Below are 18,822 nucleotides of genomic sequence, written 5' to 3'. Positions count from 1 at the left end.
TGTTGAGCAAAGACAGTCAATACAAAAATATCCTGCCTTTGAAGACATCAATTTTGTGTACTATTTTAACCATTGGTCAATTCTTATCAAATCAATTCGCTCAAAACAGGTCATTTTCGCCCGAAGATGCGCCAGTTAGCCACCTACTTTATTCCAACCACCATGGCTCGTCCCGGCAAGGTCCTGTAGGTGACCACTTTACCCACGCGCAAACCCGCGTCGCGCTGCCAGGCCTGAATTTCAGAGATAGAATAATTACCGGCTGTGCTTGTGAGGCCATAAAACAGATCCGTAGAACTACCAACAAGCTCTGGCGTCGCACCCGTTTCGGGGCGGATAAACTCGTTGACGATATATATCCCGCCTGGCTTTAGTGCATGGGCAACGCGACGGGCTACGTCTGCATTTTGTTCGGGCGTGAAGTGATGCGCCAAACTCGACATTAACACAAAATCGTATTGTGCCTCGCCAAAATCGTCGGTGAGGGCGTTTCCGGGTACGTGCCGAACGCGGTCGCCCATGCCGAGTCGGGCCAGCAGCGGCGCAGCCTGCTCAATGGCGGCGGGCAGGTCCAGAATTTTGGAGGAAAGGCCCGCATAGCGTTTGCATAGGGCTACGGAATGCTGCCCGTGCGACCCGCCAATGTCGAGCATCTGAGTTGGCTGGCCGTTTTTCATAGCCCTGGAAACGGGCGCACGACGGCCAAACTCCTTGGCTTCACTGCCGCTGGCCGCTACCATGGCCTGCTGATAATAATTCCACTGCTCGGCATTGAGGTGGTCGTGGTAATGGATGCCCTCGCCCGTCTGGAGGTAGTTACCCAACTTTTCGAGCCACGGCCACACCACCCGGTTATTGAACAGCATCATGCCGTAGACCGACTCTGGCTCGTGCTTCAACGTCCATTTCCGCGCCATCCGGGTCAGGGCAAACGTCTCGTTTTTGTAGGCGAAATAGCCCAGCGCCGTGAGCAATCCCAGCAGTTCGCGGGTGGCTTTGGGATTGAGCTGGCAGGTCTGCGCCACGGCGGCGGCGGTGCTGTGTCCCTCAGCAACGGCATCAAACACGCCTTTATCGGCAGCTTCAAGCACGGCCTTGCTGATGACGGGCATAATCTGAGCGTGCAACAGCGGCACCGGCACCAGATTTGCCTGCAGGGCCACCCACTCAAGTGGATTATCGGCCGAGATAGTTAGTTGCATGAGAGGGGGTTTAAAGTCCAATGTCTAAGGTCTAAAGTTCTCTTATTTAGGCGTAAGCCTTTCGAGCAAGAGAACTTTAGACCTTAGACATTGGACTTTAAACTCGTTTTATGCTTTCAACCGGTCTTTCAAGTACGTCAGCGAACGGCTGTAGGCATCGGCGGCGGCAGCTTTGTCGTATTTGGGGTTGCTCGGATTGGCGAAACCGTGAACGGCATCGTACATCTTCACCTCTATTTTTTCGCCCGCCTTTTTCATGTTTTCTTCAAACTGAGCCACCACTTTCGGCGAAATGTAGCCGTCCTGCGAGCCAAAGAGACCTAACACATCAGTATCAAGTGTTTTCAGTTTCTCTACGTCCATTTCCGGGAAACCGTAGTACATCACGCAGCCTTTAGCCTGCTTGCCTTCTAACAAAGCCGACTGCAACGATAACCCACCACCGAAGCACCAGCCTACACTGGCAATTTCGGCCTTGGGGCCGGCAAGGGCAATAGCCCCTTTCATGATGGCACCCAGACGGGCTTTGTCAGCACCCTGCATCAGCTTTCCGGCTTCGGCGGGGTCGGTAGCTACCTTGCCATCGTACATGTCAATCGCTATGACGTTGACATTTTTGAGGTCGTTATAATACGTCTCGGCTTCTTTCTTGATATGGTCATTCAGGCCCCACCACTCCTGATACACAAACAGCCATTTGTCAGACGGTTTGGCCGATTTCAACAGAAATGCATTGGCTTTCTTGCCGTCGGGTGTACTGAATGTGGTCATTTCGCCTGCCTTGCTGACATAATGCAGGGGTAGCGGACTTTCATGGAAGGCTAAAAAACCGGGAGCATCCACAAACTGATCCATACCTTTCATACCACAAACGGGAATCGAGGTAGTGGCAGCGGTTTCGGGTTTCGTCGGTGCCAGTAACGATAGCACCAACGAGATAACAGAAATAAACAAGATTTTCATAGTGACGGGGTATGTATGTTGATACAAGTAGCTGAACGAGGAAAGTAAGAGCAAGGTTTGTTTCATGCCTGATACTACACCTGTTTCAGGGTAAAAATGGTGATTTCGGGCAGGATGCCCACCCGGCCAGGGTAGCCTATGTAGCCGTAGCCCCGGTTTACGTAGAGCGTTTGTTCGGGACCGTTCGGCGGGGTTTCGCGGTAGAGGCCCGCCCACTGCCGGTAGAAATATTTGACCGGACTCCATTTATAGTCGCCGAACTCTACGCCAAACTGCGCCCCGTGGGTGTGGCCGCTGAAGGTCACGTCGATGTCGGGGTATTTCGGGCGAATCTCGGCATCCCAGTGCGTAGGGTCGTGCGAGAGCAGGAGCTTGACGGGGTAGTCTTCGGCACCCCGGTAGGCTTTGGCCAGGTTACCCGCCCGCAAGGCCGCCGGACCGAAGCCCAGGTTCTGCACTCCGATGATGGCCAGCTTATCGCCGTTCTGGGTCAAGATGTGGTTTTCGTCCATGAGCGGGTTCCAGCCCATGAGCTTGTGCGCCTTCACCACGTTGAGCACATTCTGGCGCTGAGCCTCTGCACTTGGCCACTGTACGTAGGCCCCATAGTCGTGGTTACCGAGGGTAGAAAACACCCCCAGTGGTGCCCGTACTTTGTTGAAAATGTCAATGTAGTCGTTTACCTCATCGGCGCGGCTGTTGACCAAATCGCCGGTGAAAAAGACCAAATCGGGACTCTCGCGCAGGAGCATATCAACGCCTCCTTTCACGGCCGTTTTGTTGAAAAAACTGCCCGAATGAATATCCGACAGTTGGGCAATGGTAAGGCCATCGAAGCCACGGGGCAGGTTTTTCAGGGGCAGCGTTACCCGCCGAACGCGGTAATCGTGCGCCCCGGAGATGATGCCGTAGGAGAACGCCACGAGCGGAATTGTTCCGGCGGCCAGGGCCGTCTTCACCAGAAAATCGGAGCGGGTAATAGTATCATTGCGGGGCGGTACGTTGGCACCCGGCAGTTCGGTATGCGGCGTTTTGGCGGGGCTGATAGTGCCGCCAACTACCTGCGTCCAGATCCAGGAGAAAAACCGGACCACGTCGCCAATGAAGAGGAAGATGATACTGATAAATTTCGAGAAGTAGGCAATGGCCACGGCAAACGTCAGCATGGTGCGCGTGACACGGCCCATCGAATCGGCGGGGAGGGTCAGGATCAGGATGTAGGCACCGATAGATAGAGCCGAGAACCCCCAAAAGCCCCAGGCCATAGTACGTTGCGTGGCCTCTGTCGATGACCGGAACAAGAACTTGAGCGCCTGAAAAATATACAGATCAATCAGCAAAAAAACGCCGATCAGCAGATAACCAACAAGGGTACGGTTCATAGTGGTTGTTGTTGGCACGTGGCCGGGAATAAGAGTAACCCAAAAGCATAAGCTGAGGTTTATGAGCGTCAGCCTCTCCGTATTTTTTCAACATACCAATTGTTTTTGTCTACTAAAAAGGGCTTCCACGACACAGTGGAAGCCCTTTTCTAATTTCACCACCAGAGCAAGCCTACACCTCGGCTGGCTCGGGTTGTTTTTCCGGGCGGTAAGTGGGCGGGGTTTCAGCATCGCCTTTGCGGAACCACTTGTCGCGCACGCGCTCGTTGATCCAGTAGAGGCAGGGCACGATGACCAGCGTCAGCACCGTCGAGAAGGTCAGGCCGTAGATGATGGTCCAGGCAAGAATGTTCCAGAACACCGAACTGTCGCCCCCGATCACTACGTGCGGGTTGAAGTCGCGGAAGAGGCTCACGAAATCGACGGTGAGGCCGAAGGCAAGAGGTACCAGGCCAAGCACTGCCGCCGCCGCCGTGAGCAACACCGGCGTCAGACGGGTGCCACCTGCCTCGATGATAGCCTCACGCGTGGGTACGCCCCGGCCCCGTAGCTCCTCGATAAATTCGATGAGCAGGATACCATTTTTCACCACGATACCTGCCAGGGCAATAATACCCACGCCCGACATAATCACCGAGAACTGCTTACCCGTGATCATGAAGCCCAGGAACACCCCAATCAGCGACAGCAGGATGGTAGTGAAGATAATAAACGGTTTCACCACCGAGTTGAACTGCGTAGCCAGAATCAGGTAGATCAGCAGGATGGCAATGCCGAAAGCAGAGATCAGGAAGTTCATCGACTCCTGCTGGTCTTCCTGCTCACCGCCCATCTTGATGGTGTAGCCGTTGGGTACGTCCAGGTCGTTGACAATCTGCTGAATCTGCCCCACAATCTGGTTCGCGTTATAGCCCGATACTACGTCGGAACTGAGTGTGACGAGGCGGCTCTGGTTTTTGCGGTTGATCTGGCTGAACGTGGTCGAATACTGCACATCCACCACCGACGTGAGGGGCACCTGCCGTAGCGCGCCACCGCTGTTCATGTCGCGGTAGACGATGTTCTGGCTCAGAATCCGCTCAATCTGGCTGCGGTTGTCTTTCCGCAGACGCACCATGATGGGGTATTCGTCTTTAGCATCGCGGAATTTCGACACTTCGGTACCAAACAGGGCTGTGCGCACGCTGAAGGCCACTTGCTGCGACGAGATACCTTCGCGCTCCGCTTTGTCACGGTTGATGTTCAGCACAATCTCGGGCTTGTTGGTTACCAGATCGGACTTCAACTGCTCGATACCTTCGATGCCCGCCTGTTGAATGCGCTGACGAACCTGTTTCTCCAGCTTCTGCAACACAACGAAGTCATCACCGCCAATTTCTATTGAAATAGGCTTACCCGTGGGCGGACCATTGCTTTCGCGCTGCACTGAAATTTCGGTGCCCGGAATACCCCGCATGGCCATACGGACCTTGTTGAGCAGCGTATCGGTCGAAATACCTTCGCGTTCTTCGTTGCCCTTAAAGGCAATCGTCACCTTCGATTTTTGCGGCGTGGCGTTTCGGTCGGGGTTGGTTGGGTCGCCGGCGTTCTTGCCCACGTTTGAGATCACCGAGTTTACGGTGTTGGTGGCTTTGTTGTCGGCCAGCACTTTATACACCCGCTTCTCAATCACCTTCGTCACCGAGTCGGTAACGGTGGCGTCGGTACCCTGGGGCATCTCGTTGTAGACGTAGATGTAGTCGGGTTCACCACTGGGGAAGAAGATCACTTTAGGGGGGAAAACGCCCAGCAACAGGAAGGTCATGATCAGCAAACCAAACGCTGCTGCCACTGTATAGACAGGCCGGTAGCCCGTGAGCAGAAACGAGATCAGCTTGCGGTAGCCGCTTTTCAGCTTGGGCAACAGACGCTCCTGGAAAGGCACAATCAACTTCGGTGTGAGCACGTAGTGGTTGAAGACGTAGAGCAACAGGCCCACCACAAACAGGTTGCCGATACCCCGGTCAATAAAGTAGCCCACCACAGCCAGCACACCCATAATCATCAACGGACGCTTGATACTGTCGAACCCCTGGTTGTCTTCGTGGTGATCGTCATCGTGGCGGTTCATAAATGACACCGCAAAGACAGGGTTGATCACATAGGCCACAAACAGCGACGCGAAAAGGGTCAAAATGAGCGTCAGGGGTAGAAATTTCATGAATTCACCCACAATACCTGGCCAGAACAAAAGCGGGAAGAACGGCGCAATGGTCGTGAGCGTACCCGAGAATACAGGAATGAACACCTCACCCGCTGCCGCTTTCACGGCCTGCTGAATCGTCCAGTCTTTGTTCTGGTTAAACAGCCGGTGCGTGTTTTCAATTACCACAATGGCGTCATCTACCACCAGGCCAAGGCCCAGCAGGAATGCAAAGAGCACAATGGTATTCAGCGTGAAGTCGGTGCCCACGATAGGCCCCAGAATGGGCATCAGCACGAAGGCCACCAGCGCCGACAGCGGCACCGACAAGCCCACAAAGATGGCATCGCGTACACCCATGAAGAACATCAGCACGAGCACCACAAAGATGAAACCCAGCACCACCGTGTTTACCAGGTCATTTACGTTCTCCTTGGTTTTCTCCGACTGGTCGGCGGTGATTTTGATGTCCAGGCCCTGCGGGAAACGATCTTCTTTGTATTGATCAATCGTTTTCTCGATCCGCTCCGATGCCGACAGCAAATTGGCTCCGGCGCGTTTGATCACGTTGAGGGTTACAACTGTTTTGTTATCCAGACGGGCAAAGTCCTGCTGCTCTTCAAAGCTATCCTGTACGTCGGCCACGTCGCCGAGGCGCACGGTGGCCCCCGTTCCTGAGCGAATCTGCAGGTTGCGGATCTGGGCAACATCGGTAAACTCGCCTTTCACACGCAACGTCCGGCGAACGCCGTCTACGTCGAGATCACCACCCGATACGTTGATGTTTTCACCCTGAATGGCCTGCTGAATGTCATAGTATGTCAGGCCTGTGCTCTGCATCCGGGGCAGGTCTACGTTGATCTGAATTTCGCGCTTCAGGGCACCCACAATGTCGACACGGCTGATTTCAGGCATGGCTTCAATAGCATCCTGCATGTCTTCAGCATAATCCTTCAACTGGTTCAGCGAAAAGTTGCCAGCCAGGTTGATGTTCATGATCGGAAACTCCGAAAAGTTTACGTCCTGCGCCGTAGGGCCACTGTCCAGCTTCTGGGGCAGGTCGCGGCGGGCCTTATCAATGGCGTCGCGTACCCGTTGCAGGGCCTCGGCCACGTTGGCGTCGGGGTTAAACTCGACCGTGATCAACGAGAAATCCTGCAGTGAGTTCGACTTCACGCGCTTCACGCCCGTTACAGCCTTCAACTGCTTTTCAATCGGCTTGTTGATCGTGTTTTCAATGTCGGCGGGGGCCGTACCGAAATACACCGTCTGCACGATGATGGTAGGGACTTTGATGTCCGGAAACTGCTCTTTGGGCAGGTTGTTGTAGACAAACAACCCACCCAGCGTAATCAGGAAGGTGAAAATGTAAATCGCCGTCCTGTTCTCAACACACCAGTTGGTGAAGCCAAGGGTCTTATAGTCTGTGAATTTCATAGAGGGGAGGTTCAACGTCTAAGGTCTAAAGTCTAAAGTTGCTCCACATATAAGCCTGAGGCAGCGCAACTTTAGACCATGGACTTTAGACGTTGGACTAAAAAGAAATCGTTTGTCCATCCGTCACTTCCTGGTAGCCCTGCGTGATGAGCTGGTCACCGGCGCTGAGGCCCTGCGTAATCTCAATCTGGCCGCCGTAGCTCTGGCCCGTCGTAACTTTCTTCGCTTTTGCCACCTTCTTATTGCCCTCCGTTACGGCCACGTAGACCAGCTGGCCATTTTCCGTGTTTTGAATCAGGTTTTGATTGATCACTACGGCGTTCGGTTTCGAGGCATCGTTGATTTTAACCTGCGCCAGCATATTCGGTTTCAAGGCATTATCTGACGGCAGAGCAGCCTCAATCGTGAACGTCCGGCTAAGCGGATCAACCGAGGTAGACACGAACGTGATGGTGCTGTTGATCTGCTTTTTGATGTCGGGGAAAGTGATCTGGATCGGATCACCTTTGCGCACGGTGCCCGAATACGTATCGGCCACTTTAGCCACCACTTTCAGCCGCGACAGGTTCACGATCCGTACAATACCTATACCCGGTGCCGCCGGCTGACCTACCTTGCCAATTACCTGATCAACCACACCTGAGATGGGAGCCGTTACCACCGACTGACCTAATTGCGCCTTGATGGTAGCGATGCGCCGCTCCAGTGATTCTTTGTTGCTCTTGGCCTGCAAATACTGCAACTCCGTGCCAATCTGCTGCTTCCAGAGGTTGGCCTGCTTCTCATAGACGGTATTGGCCAGCGACAACTGCGTCTGTACCTCGGCCAGTGACTCACGCACGATCTGATCATCCAGTTTGGCAATCGCCTGACCAGCCCGTACGGGTGTACCCTCTACTACATAAACGGCCGTGATGACCCCACCCTGCCCTTTGGGCGATACCTGCACGTTGTTTTTGGCATCCACCGTACCCTGCAAATCCACAAAGTGCCGAAACGTACCGGCCACCACCGGCGACACAGCCACGGTTTTTACTTTGGCTTCTTCGCGCTTGACGGGGTCGAGCTTAGCCAGTTCCGTTTCCAGGCCTTTCACCTTCGTGTTCAAATCGGCCTGTTCGCTTTTCAGCTTAGCCAGTTCCTCTTTCTTGGTTTGCAGGTCTGATTTCTTTTCCCCGCAAGCTGCCAGCAACAAGGCCAGCAGTGTAATGATTATATATGTCTGCTTCATGATTTACGATCTACGATGTACGAATTACGGATTAGCGTTGCCGATTCAGCATCTGTCCATCAGACAGACCCAAATCATACATCGTAACTCGTAATTCGTAAATCAGCTTATTGTCCTACATACAGCCGTCCCAGTGCTTTGTCCTGATCGACTTTGGCGATGAGGAAATCGTAGAGGGAGGCGAAATAATTGGTTTGGGCTTCGCGGAGGGAGGTTTCGGCGTTGAGCACTTCGATGTTCGAACCTACACCCTCCTTGTATTTGATCCGGGTTACGCGCACGATTTCGGCGGCCAGGTCGCGGTTGCGCTGCTGGGTTTGCAGCGTCTGAAACCCGTTGTTGAGCGTAATGCTCGACTGCCGGATTTGCAGGTCGATGGAGTTCTTGAGCAACTCACCGCTGTTCTGCGCCTTCTGAAGCGTGATGCGTTTCTGGGCAATCTGGTACTTCTTCAGAAACCCGTCGAAAATGGGTATCTGGAGGCTCAGACCCGCCGTAGAGAAGTTCAGCCAGGGCGTTGCGAACATATCGCCGATCTTGTTTCGTCCGTTGTTGTAGCCGTAGTTAATGAACGCCGAGAGTGTGGGGTAGTAACCTTTCTGCGACGACTCGATGTCCAGTTCTGCCAGTTTAAGCTGCGTTTGCAGAGTCGAATATTCAATGCGGCTACTGTACTGAAACGTTGGGTCAGGCGCAATCAGCGCTTGCAGCTCGTCGAGGTTGCGCTCCTGCAACTGCTCAGTCAGGGTGATCTCTTCGTTTATTTTGAGCCCCATCTGAAACTTCAATAACGCATAGCTGAGCTGAATCAGGTTCTCAACGTTTTGCCGATCAGCCCGCAGGTTATTGGCCTGAACTTCAAGTCGTTGTACATCTAGCTTTTCCACAAAGCCCTGTTTGTTCAGAGCGCGTGTATCGCGCAGCAACGTATCGAGACGGCCAATGTTCAGGTCCAGCAGTTTCGAGCGCTCACGAGCCACCAGTACACCGTAGTAGGCTTTGGCCACCTGCTCAGCCACCGTTACTTTGGTCGCCTGCGTGGTACGTTGAGCCAGTTCACGGTAGGTAGCGGCGGCACGAAGTCCTACGTTCAAACTCGCACTGTAGATCAACTGGTTGACGCTGGCAGCGGCGTTGCCGGAATAGGTCACACCAAACTGAACCGGCACGGCAGGTGCATCGGGCGATGCCTTCGGGTCGAAAAATACAGCAGGTAAAAACGCCCGCTGAATAATCAGGTTGTCGGTAAACGAGCCACTGGCACTGATCTGTGGCAATGCCGATGCTTTAATTTCCCGAATCCGGGCTTCGGCACTCACGGCGTCGAGTTGCGTATTGCGCACGTTGATGTTTTGCCGAACGGCGAAATCAATGGCTTCCTGCAACGTAAACGCCTGACCATTAACCGGCTGAGTCGTTGACACCAGTCCCGTAGGTGCCGGGGCCAGTCCCGAATTCATGGTCGACACCGTGCCCGGCTGTAAGTTGACAGGACCGTTTTGCAGACCCGGCTGCGGGGCACCCGTGGGCGATACACCCGGCTGCGACGGCACCGCTGCCTGCCCACCTGGGGTAATGGAGCCTGTGGCAGCGGGTTGTTGTGCTCCCGGCTGTTGACCGCTGGCCGCGGCACCGGTGGGTTGCTGCCCCACCGAAGGCTGCGTAGGGGCCGACCCCGTTGGCGCCCCCGTTGTGGGCACCTGCGCAGCGACGGCACCGATGCCCAGCCACCCCAGCGCAAGCCACAGGGCCGTTGTTCGGTTTCGATATGTACTATTTGTTTTCATATGCAGTCAGGTTGTATTCTTTGTTTTTCAGCGTGTTGTAAACGGTAAAGCCCTGTTCGCTTAAGATGCCCCTGAGGAAGAGGTGGAGCAACTGATCCTGGGTCGTCATGACGTCTTTGTTGTTTGGAAAAGCACGGTCATCGAATCCCAGCTGGATCAACTCTACACGGAGGCGAGCCATGGTCTCTAGATCAATGTCGGTCCGGTACAGGCCCTGGTCAACACCCCGCTGGAGATTGGCTTTGATGTCGGTAATGATGCGTCCTTCTTTGTGCTGGAGAAAAGCGTCCCATGCTTTGGGGTAATATCGCTGTACGTCCATAAGCAGGCTGGGGTTAACCATGTCGGCATTACGCCGCATCAGGTCCGATATCATCAGCATCTCCTCTAGTGGGTTCATCGACTGGTCAATCAACCGGGTGCACTCTATCATTTCATGTTCGATATGATAGTTAACTACCTGATATACAATGTCCTCCTTGTCTGTGAAGTACTGATAGATCGTCTTTTTAGAAATGGCCAGCCGCCGGGCGATGTCATCCATCGTGATCGTGCGGACGCCATATTTCCAGAAAAGACGCTCAGCTTCATTTAGAATTTTCTCCTTCATCTCACCCGTCATTACGGTACATTCTGAAGCCGAAACTCAGGAAACTACGAGAAAGTTTAAAGTTTCCGTCGTTTATTAAAAGTTCTTTAATGAAGGACAGTTGTTCTTTGATTCGTACCAAAACCAGGATTAAATGGTAGACTTTTACCCCTATCAGCCGTCATTTATGTTACTATGATGACGCTGTTTTGTACGCTACAAAAAACCACACAACCGGTGACAGCCCTATGTCAGCAGGATGTCCGGCATTTATAAAATCATGACGCTCATTGTCTGCATCTGTCTTTATCTGCTCTCAAACATCGCCATCGGGGCATGGGCGGCGCGGCGCGTGACTACCTCGCAGGACTTTGTGCTGGCCGGACGGGGGCTGTCTCTGGCCCTGGCTACGTCGGTCACGTTTGCTACCTGGTTTGGGTCGGAAAGCATTATGGGTGCACCGGCCAAGTTTGTTGAGGGGGGTGTGTTGAGTATCATCGAAGAGCCGTTTGGATCGGCACTGTGCCTGTTTCTGGTTGGCGCTTTCTTTGCCAAACCACTCTACAGCGAAGGTATTACCACCTTTTCTGACTACTTCCGCATCCGGTTTGGGCGGTCGGCAGAGTTGATGAGCGCCATTATTGTGATTCCATCGTACTTCAGCTGGATTGCCGCGCAGTACATCGCCATCGGGATTGTGCTCAATGTGGTTATCGGCATCCCCATGGCCTGGGGCATTGTGGTAAGCGCCAGCATCGTAATGATTTATACCCTGCTGGGCGGTATGTGGTCTATCTCCATCACCGACTTTCTGCACAACCTCATCATCATTCTGGCCCTGGTGGTGCTGGCGGTTATATTGTGGCCGCAGGTGGGAGGCATCGACGGCGTGGTTGCCCGCGTACCCAACGGCTTTTTCAGGTTCCTGCCAACCGCGTCCGTCAATGGCTGGGCTACGTACCTGGCTGCCTGGATGACGATTGGCCTTGGCAGCATTCCGCAGCAGGATATTTTCCAGCGGGTAATGTCGGCCAAGTCGGCTCCGGTGGCCGTGCGGGCGTCTTATCTGGCATCGGGCCTGTATTTGACAGTGGCGGCTCTGCCCCTGTTTATTGCACTCAGCGCCCGGCTATTACACCCCGATCTGGCCGGGGGTGGCCCATTGGGCACAGAACAAGGCCGTGAACTCATCATTCCAAATATGGTGATGCGCCATGGCAACCTGCCGCTACAGATCCTGTTTTTCGGCGCACTCACTTCGGCCATTCTGAGCGTGTCGAGTGGAGCAATTCTGGCCCCCGCCACGGTTTTTGGCGAGAACATCGTGAAATTTTTTCAGCCCGCCACCACTGATGCTCAACTACTTAAGGCCATTCGCTGGGCTATTGTCGTTATTTCGGTTTTGTGCGTGAGCATAACCCTGGGACGGAGTACCAGCATTTTCGATCTTGTAGGAGAGTCATCGGCGTTTAGCCTGGTGTCGCTGTTTGTGCCGCTCACGGCAGGTATCTACTGGAAACGGGCCAACCTGCGCGGTTGCCTCTGGTCTATCGGGGCGGGCTTAAGTACGTGGGTACTCTGTATCTGGCTCAACACCACGTTTCCGCCTATGCTATGGGGCCTGATAGCCAGTGCCCTAGCAATGATAGCGGGGAGTTTGTGGAAGGGTAAGATATAAATGCGTGGTCCTGTAGTCAGCGTGATGCGCATCAAACCAACCGTTTCCGGCCCCGGCTGAGGGCAAAAAACAAACCCGCCACCAGTATAGCCCCCCCCACGCCCAGCAGCACCTTATCAGACAAGACGGTTGACGGTTCCAATTCCTGTGTGTCAACAGGTTGGGGTTCATACACGCCCCCGGTTACGTCCAGTATCAACCGGACGGTCTCTGTCGGCACGTCGAGCTGAGGTACGTGACCACAATTCGAAAACCAGTGCAGGTGTGCATCGGGGAATAAAGACATGGCCAATTCCGATTGGCTGGGCAGGCAGACCCGATCCTGACGACCCCAGCCAATCACCAACGGATACTGAAGCGAGCCCACCGGGGCACCAGCCTGCTTAGGTCCATGCGCCAAGCTGTCCAGCAGCTTCGTGAAGCTGGGTGTGGGCAGAAATTCCCGAAACTCGTTGAGCGCTACCGAAGCCGGAATGGTCCAGGGGTGGGCCGAAAACTGCGCAAACAGCAGCGTCCGGCTGATTGGGTTGCCCACCAGCACAGGCAGCAACGGCTGAATACGTTGAGACAACTGAGCCGACAGCCGAACCGAGTGGAAGAAGTACGGCACCTCCCAGCCCTGCCAGAACCCGCCCGGATCGAGGGAGACCACTGTGCCTACCACACCGCCCCGCCGGGCCAGTTCCAGCACCAGCCGGGCACCCATCGAATTGCCCACAACGTCGATGCCCAGCAGGTTCTGTTCGGCCAGGAAATCGGTTACTGCGTCGGCGAGGGTACGAATAGAGACCTCCCCAACCAGGGCGGGCGATTGACCGAAACCTGGCAAATCAACAGCAATGACATCGCGCTCGGCCGCCAGGCCATCCATCACAAGATCCCAAGTCCGTAGCGAACTGCCAATACCGTGAAGTAACAAAAGTGGTTTGCCGGTACCGCGCCGGACGTAGTGCATAGTCATATTAATTGGCTAGTTTGTTAATTTAGTATCAAGCCGTGGGGGTCGATAACAAATTTTTTAGCGGCTCCTTTATCAAAATCCTTGTAACCCTGTGGCGCTTTGTCCAAGCTGATTACCTCCACGTTGACGGCCTTGGCAATCTGGACTTTATCATACAGGATGGCGTTCATTAACTGCCGATGGTATTTCATCACGGGTGTTTGGCCAGTGAAAAACGAGTGCGATTTGGCCCAGCCTAACCCAATCCGGATGCTCAGGCTTCCTTCCTGAGCGGCCTTCTCTTTTGCCCCCGGATCGCCGGTCACGTACAAGCCCGGAATGCCGATGGCTCCACCCGCGCGGGTAATGGTCATGGCCGCGTTGAGCACGTTGGCGGGCTGCTCTACGTCGGCTCCTGCGCCGTGGCCTTTCGCTTCAAAACCAACACAGTCAACCGCTGAATCAACTTCGGGAACGCCAACGATCTGAGCAATCTGGTCGGCCAGCGGGGTTTCTTTGCGCAGGTCAATGATTTCACAGCCAAAGCTTTTGGCCTGTTCCAGCCGCTCAGGAATCATGTCGCCCACGATCACGACGGCAGCACCCAGCAGGTGGCACGATACCGCACAGGCCAGCCCAACAGGCCCGGCCCCGGCCACGTATACGATAGACCCCGGACCCACGCCCGCCATAACGGCTCCGTGGTAACCCGTTGGAAAAATGTCGGAAAGCAGCGTCAGATCCCGGATTTTAGCCATCGCCTGGTCTTTGTCCGGAAACTTAAGCAGATTGAAGTCGGCGTAGGGTACCATCACATATTCGGCCTGACCACCTACCCAGCCGCCCATATCGACGTACCCATAGGCGGCACCAGCCCGGCCGGGGTTCACGTTCAGGCAGATCCCCGTCTGCCCCGCTTTGCAGTTTCGGCACCGGCCGCAGGCAATATTGAACGGTACCGAAACCAGATCCCCTTCCTTGATAAACTCCACGTCGCGTCCGGCTTCAATCACCAGTCCCGTTATTTCGTGGCCCAGTACTAACCCGGCCGGGGCCGTTGTGCGGCCCCGCACCATGTGCTGATCGCTACCGCATATATTGGTAGAAACAATTTGCAGAATAACCCCGTGTTCGCACTTGCGGTCACCGAGGGCCAGTTTTGGGTATTCGATTTGTTGTACCTCAACCACGCCGGGACTGATGTAAGCAACACCATGATTTTGACACATAGTTGTAAGGATTTAGATAAGTTCTGGCTAACTGATGGCATCGACACCGGCCTGCGCCACAGTGTGATCGTTTTCGACGCTGCTACCCGATACGCCAATGGCCCCGATGACCTCGCCCGCGCTGTTTTTAATGGGCAGACCGCCAGGAAACGTAATAAGGCCACCATTAGCGTGTTCGATGTTGAAGAGCGGACCGCCGGGCTGCGAAAGCTTGCCCAGCTCACCGGTTGGCATGTCGAAGTAGCGGGCCGTGCGGGCTTTCTTCTGCGAAATATCAGCCGAGCCGAGCCAGGCACCGTCCATGCGTACGAACGCCACCAAGTTGGCCCCGGCGTCAACAACAGCGATATTCATTAACGTGTTGATTTCTAAAGCTTTGACCTTGGCGGCTTTAATAGCCGTTTCGGCCTGATCTAACGTGATACCCATGATTTCGGCTAATGAACATGATTAAGATAAATTGACCGGAGTTTAAATCCTGGTCAAAGCTATGGGCGTTGCCTCATGGCGTGGTTACACTATAATGCCAATCAATGCTACTATTATCCAGTTTTAGCGAGTGGACTATAACATAAACGGCGGGAAGCCTGTTAAACCAGCAGCTATACCTTCCGCGCTATGCCTGGGAAATTCGCTTTGGAACCCATCAATCTGTCAGATACCCGCGCCCTGACATCACTGGTCGAAAACCGCCGGGTGTTTACGCTAAACCAGTGCGAACTGACTATTTTCGAAACCTACAAACAGTGTTCTGGATTGGTGCTGTCATACGACGGAATGTTCATTACCAGCATGTTACGCGGCCGTAAGGTGATGTATCTATCGCAGAATCCCGGTTTCAGTTTTCTGCCCGGCGAAACGGTCATCCTGCCCGAAGGGGTATCGATGAAGGTTGATTTTCCTGAAGCCGATGCCAGACACCCTGTTCAGTGTGCCACCATTGCCTTAGACTGGCAGGTGGTGGGGCAGACGCTGGCGTTCCTCAACGAACGGTATCCCCGGAAAGGCGATAGCGGCGAATGGAAACTGAACTTCAATCAGTATCACTTTTATAATAATCGGGAACTGGCCAACGTACTGAACCGCCTCATCAGCATCAGTATGGAAGATAACATGGACAAAGACGCCTTGGCCGACCTTACCCTCAAGTCGTTACTGATTCGGGTAATTCAGACGCAGAATATGGCGGTCATGGCCGATGGCTTACCCACCAACAACCGGTTTGCGGCGGTGATCAGCTACATTCACGAACACTTAACCGAAAAGATTGGGATCGACTTATTGTGCCAGAAAGCCTGCATGAGCAAGTCTAGCTTTTTTCGATCATTTAAAGGTGCATTCGGGCTTTCGCCGGTTGAGTTCATTATTCGCGAGCGCATCAGTTTGGCTCGTAGGTTATTAGCTAACCCAACCCTAACGGTGGCGGAGGTAAGCGATATGGTTGGCTTCCAAAATCCCCACTATTTTTCGCGGTTATTTAAGTTGCTGGAAGGCACAACGCCTAAAACATACCGGCAACAGACAGCGGAATCATTATAGCAACGTATCTCTTGGCTTATCTCGGTTTCGTCAATATCACCCATAAAACGGCTGGTCGATATAGCCCAGATACGTGGTGGGCAACAGAGCAGCGTGGTGTTCCTGAATGGCCGAAGCTACACTGGGGTACATAGCCAGATCGTCGAGATCGGCAATGGGTTTCCAAACCACAGCAGCGGCGGTGGTGTGGTCGGCATTCAGTACGGGTTCGCCGCCAAAGATTTCGCCAATAAACACGCAATGAAGTACATCTTCTGGCTGATTAGGCCGCGTTACCACACCGCAGAAAAGCAGTTGAAATACCTGGATCTCAACACCCAACTCTTCCATCAGTTCACGTTCAAGCGTGGCTTCGAGGTCTTCACCAGGGTCAGGATTGCCACCGGGTAAGGCAAATACAGTGGTGTCGCCATATTGATACTGCATCAGCAACACAGCGTCGTTTCGGCTTAACACCACGGCAGGACGAACTTTCATGCAAAAACAGGTTGTAAAACGGAGCAGACAGGCCACCCCTTTTTATATTTCGATATACCAGTAAGCTACGCAAAAAATGGCTTTTTAACAAAACAAACCCTCTTTTTCCATGCGACAGCTACTGACTACACTTCTGGCCTGCTCGTTATCGTACTCAGCCTTGGCGCAGGATGCCGTGCTTGTCTTCTCCAGAACAAAGGGCTTCCGGCATGCCTCTATCGGGGCGGGTAAACGAGCCATTATGGCCCTGGGAGCTGCCAACAAATTTCGAGTTGATACCACCGAGGACGCGGCTCAGTTTAGCCTCGCTAATCTGAAAAAGTACAAGGCGGTAGTCTTTCTGAGTACCACCGGCAACGTGCTGGATAGCCTTCAACAGCAGGCTTTTGAACAATATATCCGGCAAGGTGGTGGCTACATGGGTATCCACGCTGCCGCCGATACCGAATACGACTGGCCGTGGTACAACCAGCTTTGCGGAGCTTATTTCCTGAGTCATCCCAAACAGCAAAATGCCGATGTAGTGGTAGTGGACAAAAAAAATCCGTCGACGAGTATGCTGCCTGACCGCTGGAAACGGTTCGACGAGTGGTATAACTACAAGAGCATTGTACCCGGCCCTACTGTGCTGGCCATGCTGGATGAAAAAACATACGAAGGCGGTAAAAACGGCGACAACCATCCCATTGCCTGGTATCGTAATTTCGAGGGGGGGCGCTCGTTCTACACGGGCATGGGCCACACCGACGAATCCTACGCCGACCCGCTCTTTACGGCTCACCTTCTGGGCGGCATTCAGTGGACAATGGGGAAGAAGAAGTAAGCAGTAGGCAGGCAATAGGTCAGGGTCGGGTGGATGCCATCACTTGGAGTGATGGCATCCACCCGACCCTGACCTATTGCACATAATCAAAACCGCTTCAGCACCTTCTCGGCTACCGTCTTACCAATTGATAGTGAAGAGGTTGCGGCTGGCGAAGGAGCATTGCAGACGTTAACGGCGCGTTCGGTTTCGATGATCGAGAAGTCGTCGAGCAGGCCACCGGTACGGTCGCAGGCTTGCGCGCGAACCCCTGCACCGCCCTCGATAAGGTCATCTTCCTGTACCTCCGGGATCAGTTCCTGCAAAGCCTTGGTGAAGGCCGATTTTGAGAACGACCGGTACATTTCGCCCAGGCCCATTTGCCAGTATTTAGCAGCCACTTTCTGAAACCCCGGCCACGCCAGCGTCTCAAAAAATTCTTTCAGATTCACATCCGACTTTTTGTAGCCCTCGCGCCGAAAAGCCAACACTGCATTAGGCCCGGCTTCCACGCCGCCGTGGATCATGCGGGTAAAATGCACACCTAAAAAGGGGAAATTCGGGTCGGGAACGGGATAAATCAGGTTCTTAACGAGGTACTGTTTATCAGGTTTGATCTTGAAATACTCACCCCGAAACGGTACGATCTGCAAACCAATGGGTTCGCGTTGCGTGAGTTGCGCAATCTTATCGGAATACAGGCCCGCGCAGTTCACGACTAGTTTGGTTTCGTAGCGCGTCTTGTTCGTAACAACCACGCTCAGCGATAGGCCGGGTGTCAGCTGCTCTACTTTTTCGCTGTAATGAATTTCGCCGCCAAGTGCCTGAAAAACACGGGCATAGGCCTCGCACACTTCCGTGTAGTCGATGATGCCGGTTTGTGGCACAAAAATGCCTGCCACACCATTCACATGCGGCTCAATCTCGCGCAGGGCAGGCAGGTTCAGGCGACGCAACCCGCCCAGGCCATTCTGCTGCCCCCGTTCAAATAACGTGTCGAGTTGGCCTACCTCTTCTGGTTTGGTAGCCACCACAATCTTGCCGCAAAGGTCGTAGGGCACGTTTTCGCGGTCGCAAAATGCCAATAGCATCCGGTAGCCCTCAATGCAGTTGGTGGCTTTCAGGCTACCCGGTTTGTAATACAGCCCGGAGTGAATCACGCCCGAATTGTGGCCGGTCTGATGCGCCGCCACCCTGGCCTCTTTTTCCAGCACAATCACCGACAACGCCGGTTGCTGCTGCTTGATTTGCAGGGCCGTGGCCAGTCCCACAATTCCCCCGCCAATAATCGTTACGTCGGTCATAATTTTTAATGATGCACGATGAATGATGAGCGATGAATGGGCTGACACAAGCGTATTTGTTCTTGCGTCAGCCCATTCAT

The 18,822-nt window shown here is 53.9% G+C and carries 15 protein-coding genes; 3 read left to right on the top strand and 12 right to left on the bottom strand.

The window, feature by feature from the left end:
* Positions 1–143 precede the first annotated feature (143 nt).
* From J2I47_RS14385 to J2I47_RS14355, 7 genes are all read right to left on the bottom strand, one after another.
* Positions 144–1,202: a class I SAM-dependent methyltransferase gene (locus tag J2I47_RS14385; protein ID WP_207365292.1), complete on the bottom strand. Its 1,059-nt coding sequence runs from the start codon at positions 1,200–1,202 to the stop codon at positions 144–146.
* A 108-nt stretch (positions 1,203–1,310) separates the two neighbouring features.
* Entirely contained in the window at positions 1,311–2,165 is an 855-nt protein-coding gene (locus J2I47_RS14380) for a dienelactone hydrolase family protein (protein WP_207365291.1), read from the bottom strand.
* A 74-nt stretch (positions 2,166–2,239) separates the two neighbouring features.
* Complete coding sequence (locus J2I47_RS14375; protein ID WP_207365290.1) at positions 2,240–3,547, bottom strand: metallophosphoesterase; 1,308 nt, start codon at positions 3,545–3,547, stop codon at positions 2,240–2,242.
* A 172-nt stretch (positions 3,548–3,719) separates the two neighbouring features.
* The gene (locus J2I47_RS14370) at positions 3,720–7,166 is read right to left on the bottom strand and encodes an efflux RND transporter permease subunit (RefSeq protein WP_207365289.1); all 3,447 of its coding nucleotides are present in this window, start codon (positions 7,164–7,166) and stop codon (positions 3,720–3,722) included.
* A gap of 97 nt (positions 7,167–7,263) precedes the next feature.
* Positions 7,264–8,397: an efflux RND transporter periplasmic adaptor subunit gene (locus tag J2I47_RS14365; RefSeq protein ID WP_207365288.1), complete on the bottom strand. Its 1,134-nt coding sequence runs from the start codon at positions 8,395–8,397 to the stop codon at positions 7,264–7,266.
* A 107-nt stretch (positions 8,398–8,504) separates the two neighbouring features.
* Entirely contained in the window at positions 8,505–10,184 is a 1,680-nt protein-coding gene (locus J2I47_RS14360; protein WP_207365287.1) for a TolC family protein, read from the bottom strand.
* Entirely contained in the window at positions 10,171–10,794 is a 624-nt protein-coding gene (locus tag J2I47_RS14355) for a TetR/AcrR family transcriptional regulator (protein ID WP_207365286.1), read from the bottom strand. Before J2I47_RS14355 ends, J2I47_RS14360 begins: the two co-directional genes overlap by 14 nt.
* Positions 10,795–11,053: 259 nt before the next feature.
* Between J2I47_RS14355 and J2I47_RS14350 the strand changes: the two genes are divergently transcribed.
* Complete coding sequence (locus tag J2I47_RS14350; RefSeq protein ID WP_207365285.1) at positions 11,054–12,451, top strand: high affinity choline transporter 1; 1,398 nt, start codon at positions 11,054–11,056, stop codon at positions 12,449–12,451.
* A gap of 31 nt (positions 12,452–12,482) precedes the next feature.
* Here the strand turns inward: J2I47_RS14350 and J2I47_RS14345 are convergent, their stop codons facing one another.
* The 3 genes from J2I47_RS14345 to J2I47_RS14335 are packed head-to-tail and all read right to left on the bottom strand — an operon-like array spanning position 12,483 to position 15,049.
* A complete protein-coding gene (locus tag J2I47_RS14345; protein WP_207365284.1) occupies positions 12,483–13,412 on the bottom strand; it encodes an alpha/beta fold hydrolase in 930 nt (309 codons plus the stop codon).
* Positions 13,413–13,429: 17 nt separating this feature from the next.
* Positions 13,430–14,620 carry a formaldehyde dehydrogenase, glutathione-independent gene (fdhA, locus tag J2I47_RS14340; protein ID WP_207365283.1) on the bottom strand — a complete coding sequence of 397 codons (1,191 nt, stop codon included), beginning with the start codon at positions 14,618–14,620 and terminating at the stop codon, positions 13,430–13,432.
* 27 nt (positions 14,621–14,647) lie between these two features.
* Complete coding sequence (locus J2I47_RS14335; protein ID WP_207365282.1) at positions 14,648–15,049, bottom strand: GlcG/HbpS family heme-binding protein; 402 nt, start codon at positions 15,047–15,049, stop codon at positions 14,648–14,650.
* Between the two features lie 189 nt (positions 15,050–15,238).
* Here J2I47_RS14335 and J2I47_RS14330 point away from each other — a divergent pair, with 189 nt between their 5' ends.
* The gene (locus tag J2I47_RS14330) at positions 15,239–16,159 is read left to right on the top strand and encodes an AraC family transcriptional regulator (protein WP_207365281.1); all 921 of its coding nucleotides are present in this window, start codon (positions 15,239–15,241) and stop codon (positions 16,157–16,159) included.
* A gap of 36 nt (positions 16,160–16,195) precedes the next feature.
* Here J2I47_RS14330 and J2I47_RS14325 read toward each other — a convergent pair whose 3' ends face one another.
* Complete coding sequence (locus J2I47_RS14325; protein ID WP_207365280.1) at positions 16,196–16,636, bottom strand: NUDIX hydrolase; 441 nt, start codon at positions 16,634–16,636, stop codon at positions 16,196–16,198.
* A gap of 109 nt (positions 16,637–16,745) precedes the next feature.
* Here J2I47_RS14325 and J2I47_RS14320 point away from each other — a divergent pair, with 109 nt between their 5' ends.
* Positions 16,746–17,459: a ThuA domain-containing protein gene (locus J2I47_RS14320; protein ID WP_207365279.1), complete on the top strand. Its 714-nt coding sequence runs from the start codon at positions 16,746–16,748 to the stop codon at positions 17,457–17,459.
* Positions 17,460–17,545: 86 nt separating this feature from the next.
* Here the strand turns inward: J2I47_RS14320 and lhgD are convergent, their stop codons facing one another.
* A complete protein-coding gene (gene lhgD / locus J2I47_RS14315) occupies positions 17,546–18,742 on the bottom strand; it encodes an L-2-hydroxyglutarate dehydrogenase (protein WP_207365278.1) in 1,197 nt (398 codons plus the stop codon).
* Positions 18,743–18,822: the final 80 nt, after the last annotated feature.

Origin of the sequence: Fibrella rubiginis (assembly GCF_017353185.1) — a bacterium.
In the GTDB taxonomy this organism is placed as follows: domain Bacteria; phylum Bacteroidota; class Bacteroidia; order Cytophagales; family Spirosomataceae; genus Fibrella; species Fibrella rubiginis.
The sequence above is the reverse complement of the archived record's forward strand: the minus strand, read 5'-3'. Positions and strand labels throughout refer to the sequence as shown.

Excerpts from the sequence above, each read along its gene's own strand:
- J2I47_RS14385 (WP_207365292.1), bottom strand. The coding sequence starts at position 1,202 with ATGCAACTAACTATCTCGGCCGATAATCCACTTGAGTGGGTGGCCCTG.
- J2I47_RS14380 (WP_207365291.1), bottom strand. The coding sequence starts at position 2,165 with ATGAAAATCTTGTTTATTTCTGTTATCTCGTTGGTGCTATCGTTACTG.
- J2I47_RS14375 (WP_207365290.1), bottom strand. The coding sequence starts at position 3,547 with ATGAACCGTACCCTTGTTGGTTATCTGCTGATCGGCGTTTTTTTGCTG.
- J2I47_RS14370 (WP_207365289.1), bottom strand. The coding sequence starts at position 7,166 with ATGAAATTCACAGACTATAAGACCCTTGGCTTCACCAACTGGTGTGTT.
- J2I47_RS14365 (WP_207365288.1), bottom strand. The coding sequence starts at position 8,397 with ATGAAGCAGACATATATAATCATTACACTGCTGGCCTTGTTGCTGGCA.
- J2I47_RS14360 (WP_207365287.1), bottom strand. The coding sequence starts at position 10,184 with ATGAAAACAAATAGTACATATCGAAACCGAACAACGGCCCTGTGGCTT.
- J2I47_RS14355 (WP_207365286.1), bottom strand. The coding sequence starts at position 10,794 with ATGAAGGAGAAAATTCTAAATGAAGCTGAGCGTCTTTTCTGGAAATAT.
- J2I47_RS14350 (WP_207365285.1), top strand. The coding sequence starts at position 11,054 with ATGACGCTCATTGTCTGCATCTGTCTTTATCTGCTCTCAAACATCGCC.
- J2I47_RS14345 (WP_207365284.1), bottom strand. The coding sequence starts at position 13,412 with ATGACTATGCACTACGTCCGGCGCGGTACCGGCAAACCACTTTTGTTA.
- fdhA (WP_207365283.1), bottom strand. The coding sequence starts at position 14,620 with ATGTGTCAAAATCATGGTGTTGCTTACATCAGTCCCGGCGTGGTTGAG.
- J2I47_RS14335 (WP_207365282.1), bottom strand. The coding sequence starts at position 15,049 with ATGGGTATCACGTTAGATCAGGCCGAAACGGCTATTAAAGCCGCCAAG.
- J2I47_RS14330 (WP_207365281.1), top strand. The coding sequence starts at position 15,239 with ATGCCTGGGAAATTCGCTTTGGAACCCATCAATCTGTCAGATACCCGC.
- J2I47_RS14325 (WP_207365280.1), bottom strand. The coding sequence starts at position 16,636 with ATGAAAGTTCGTCCTGCCGTGGTGTTAAGCCGAAACGACGCTGTGTTG.
- J2I47_RS14320 (WP_207365279.1), top strand. The coding sequence starts at position 16,746 with ATGCGACAGCTACTGACTACACTTCTGGCCTGCTCGTTATCGTACTCA.
- lhgD (WP_207365278.1), bottom strand. The coding sequence starts at position 18,742 with ATGACCGACGTAACGATTATTGGCGGGGGAATTGTGGGACTGGCCACG.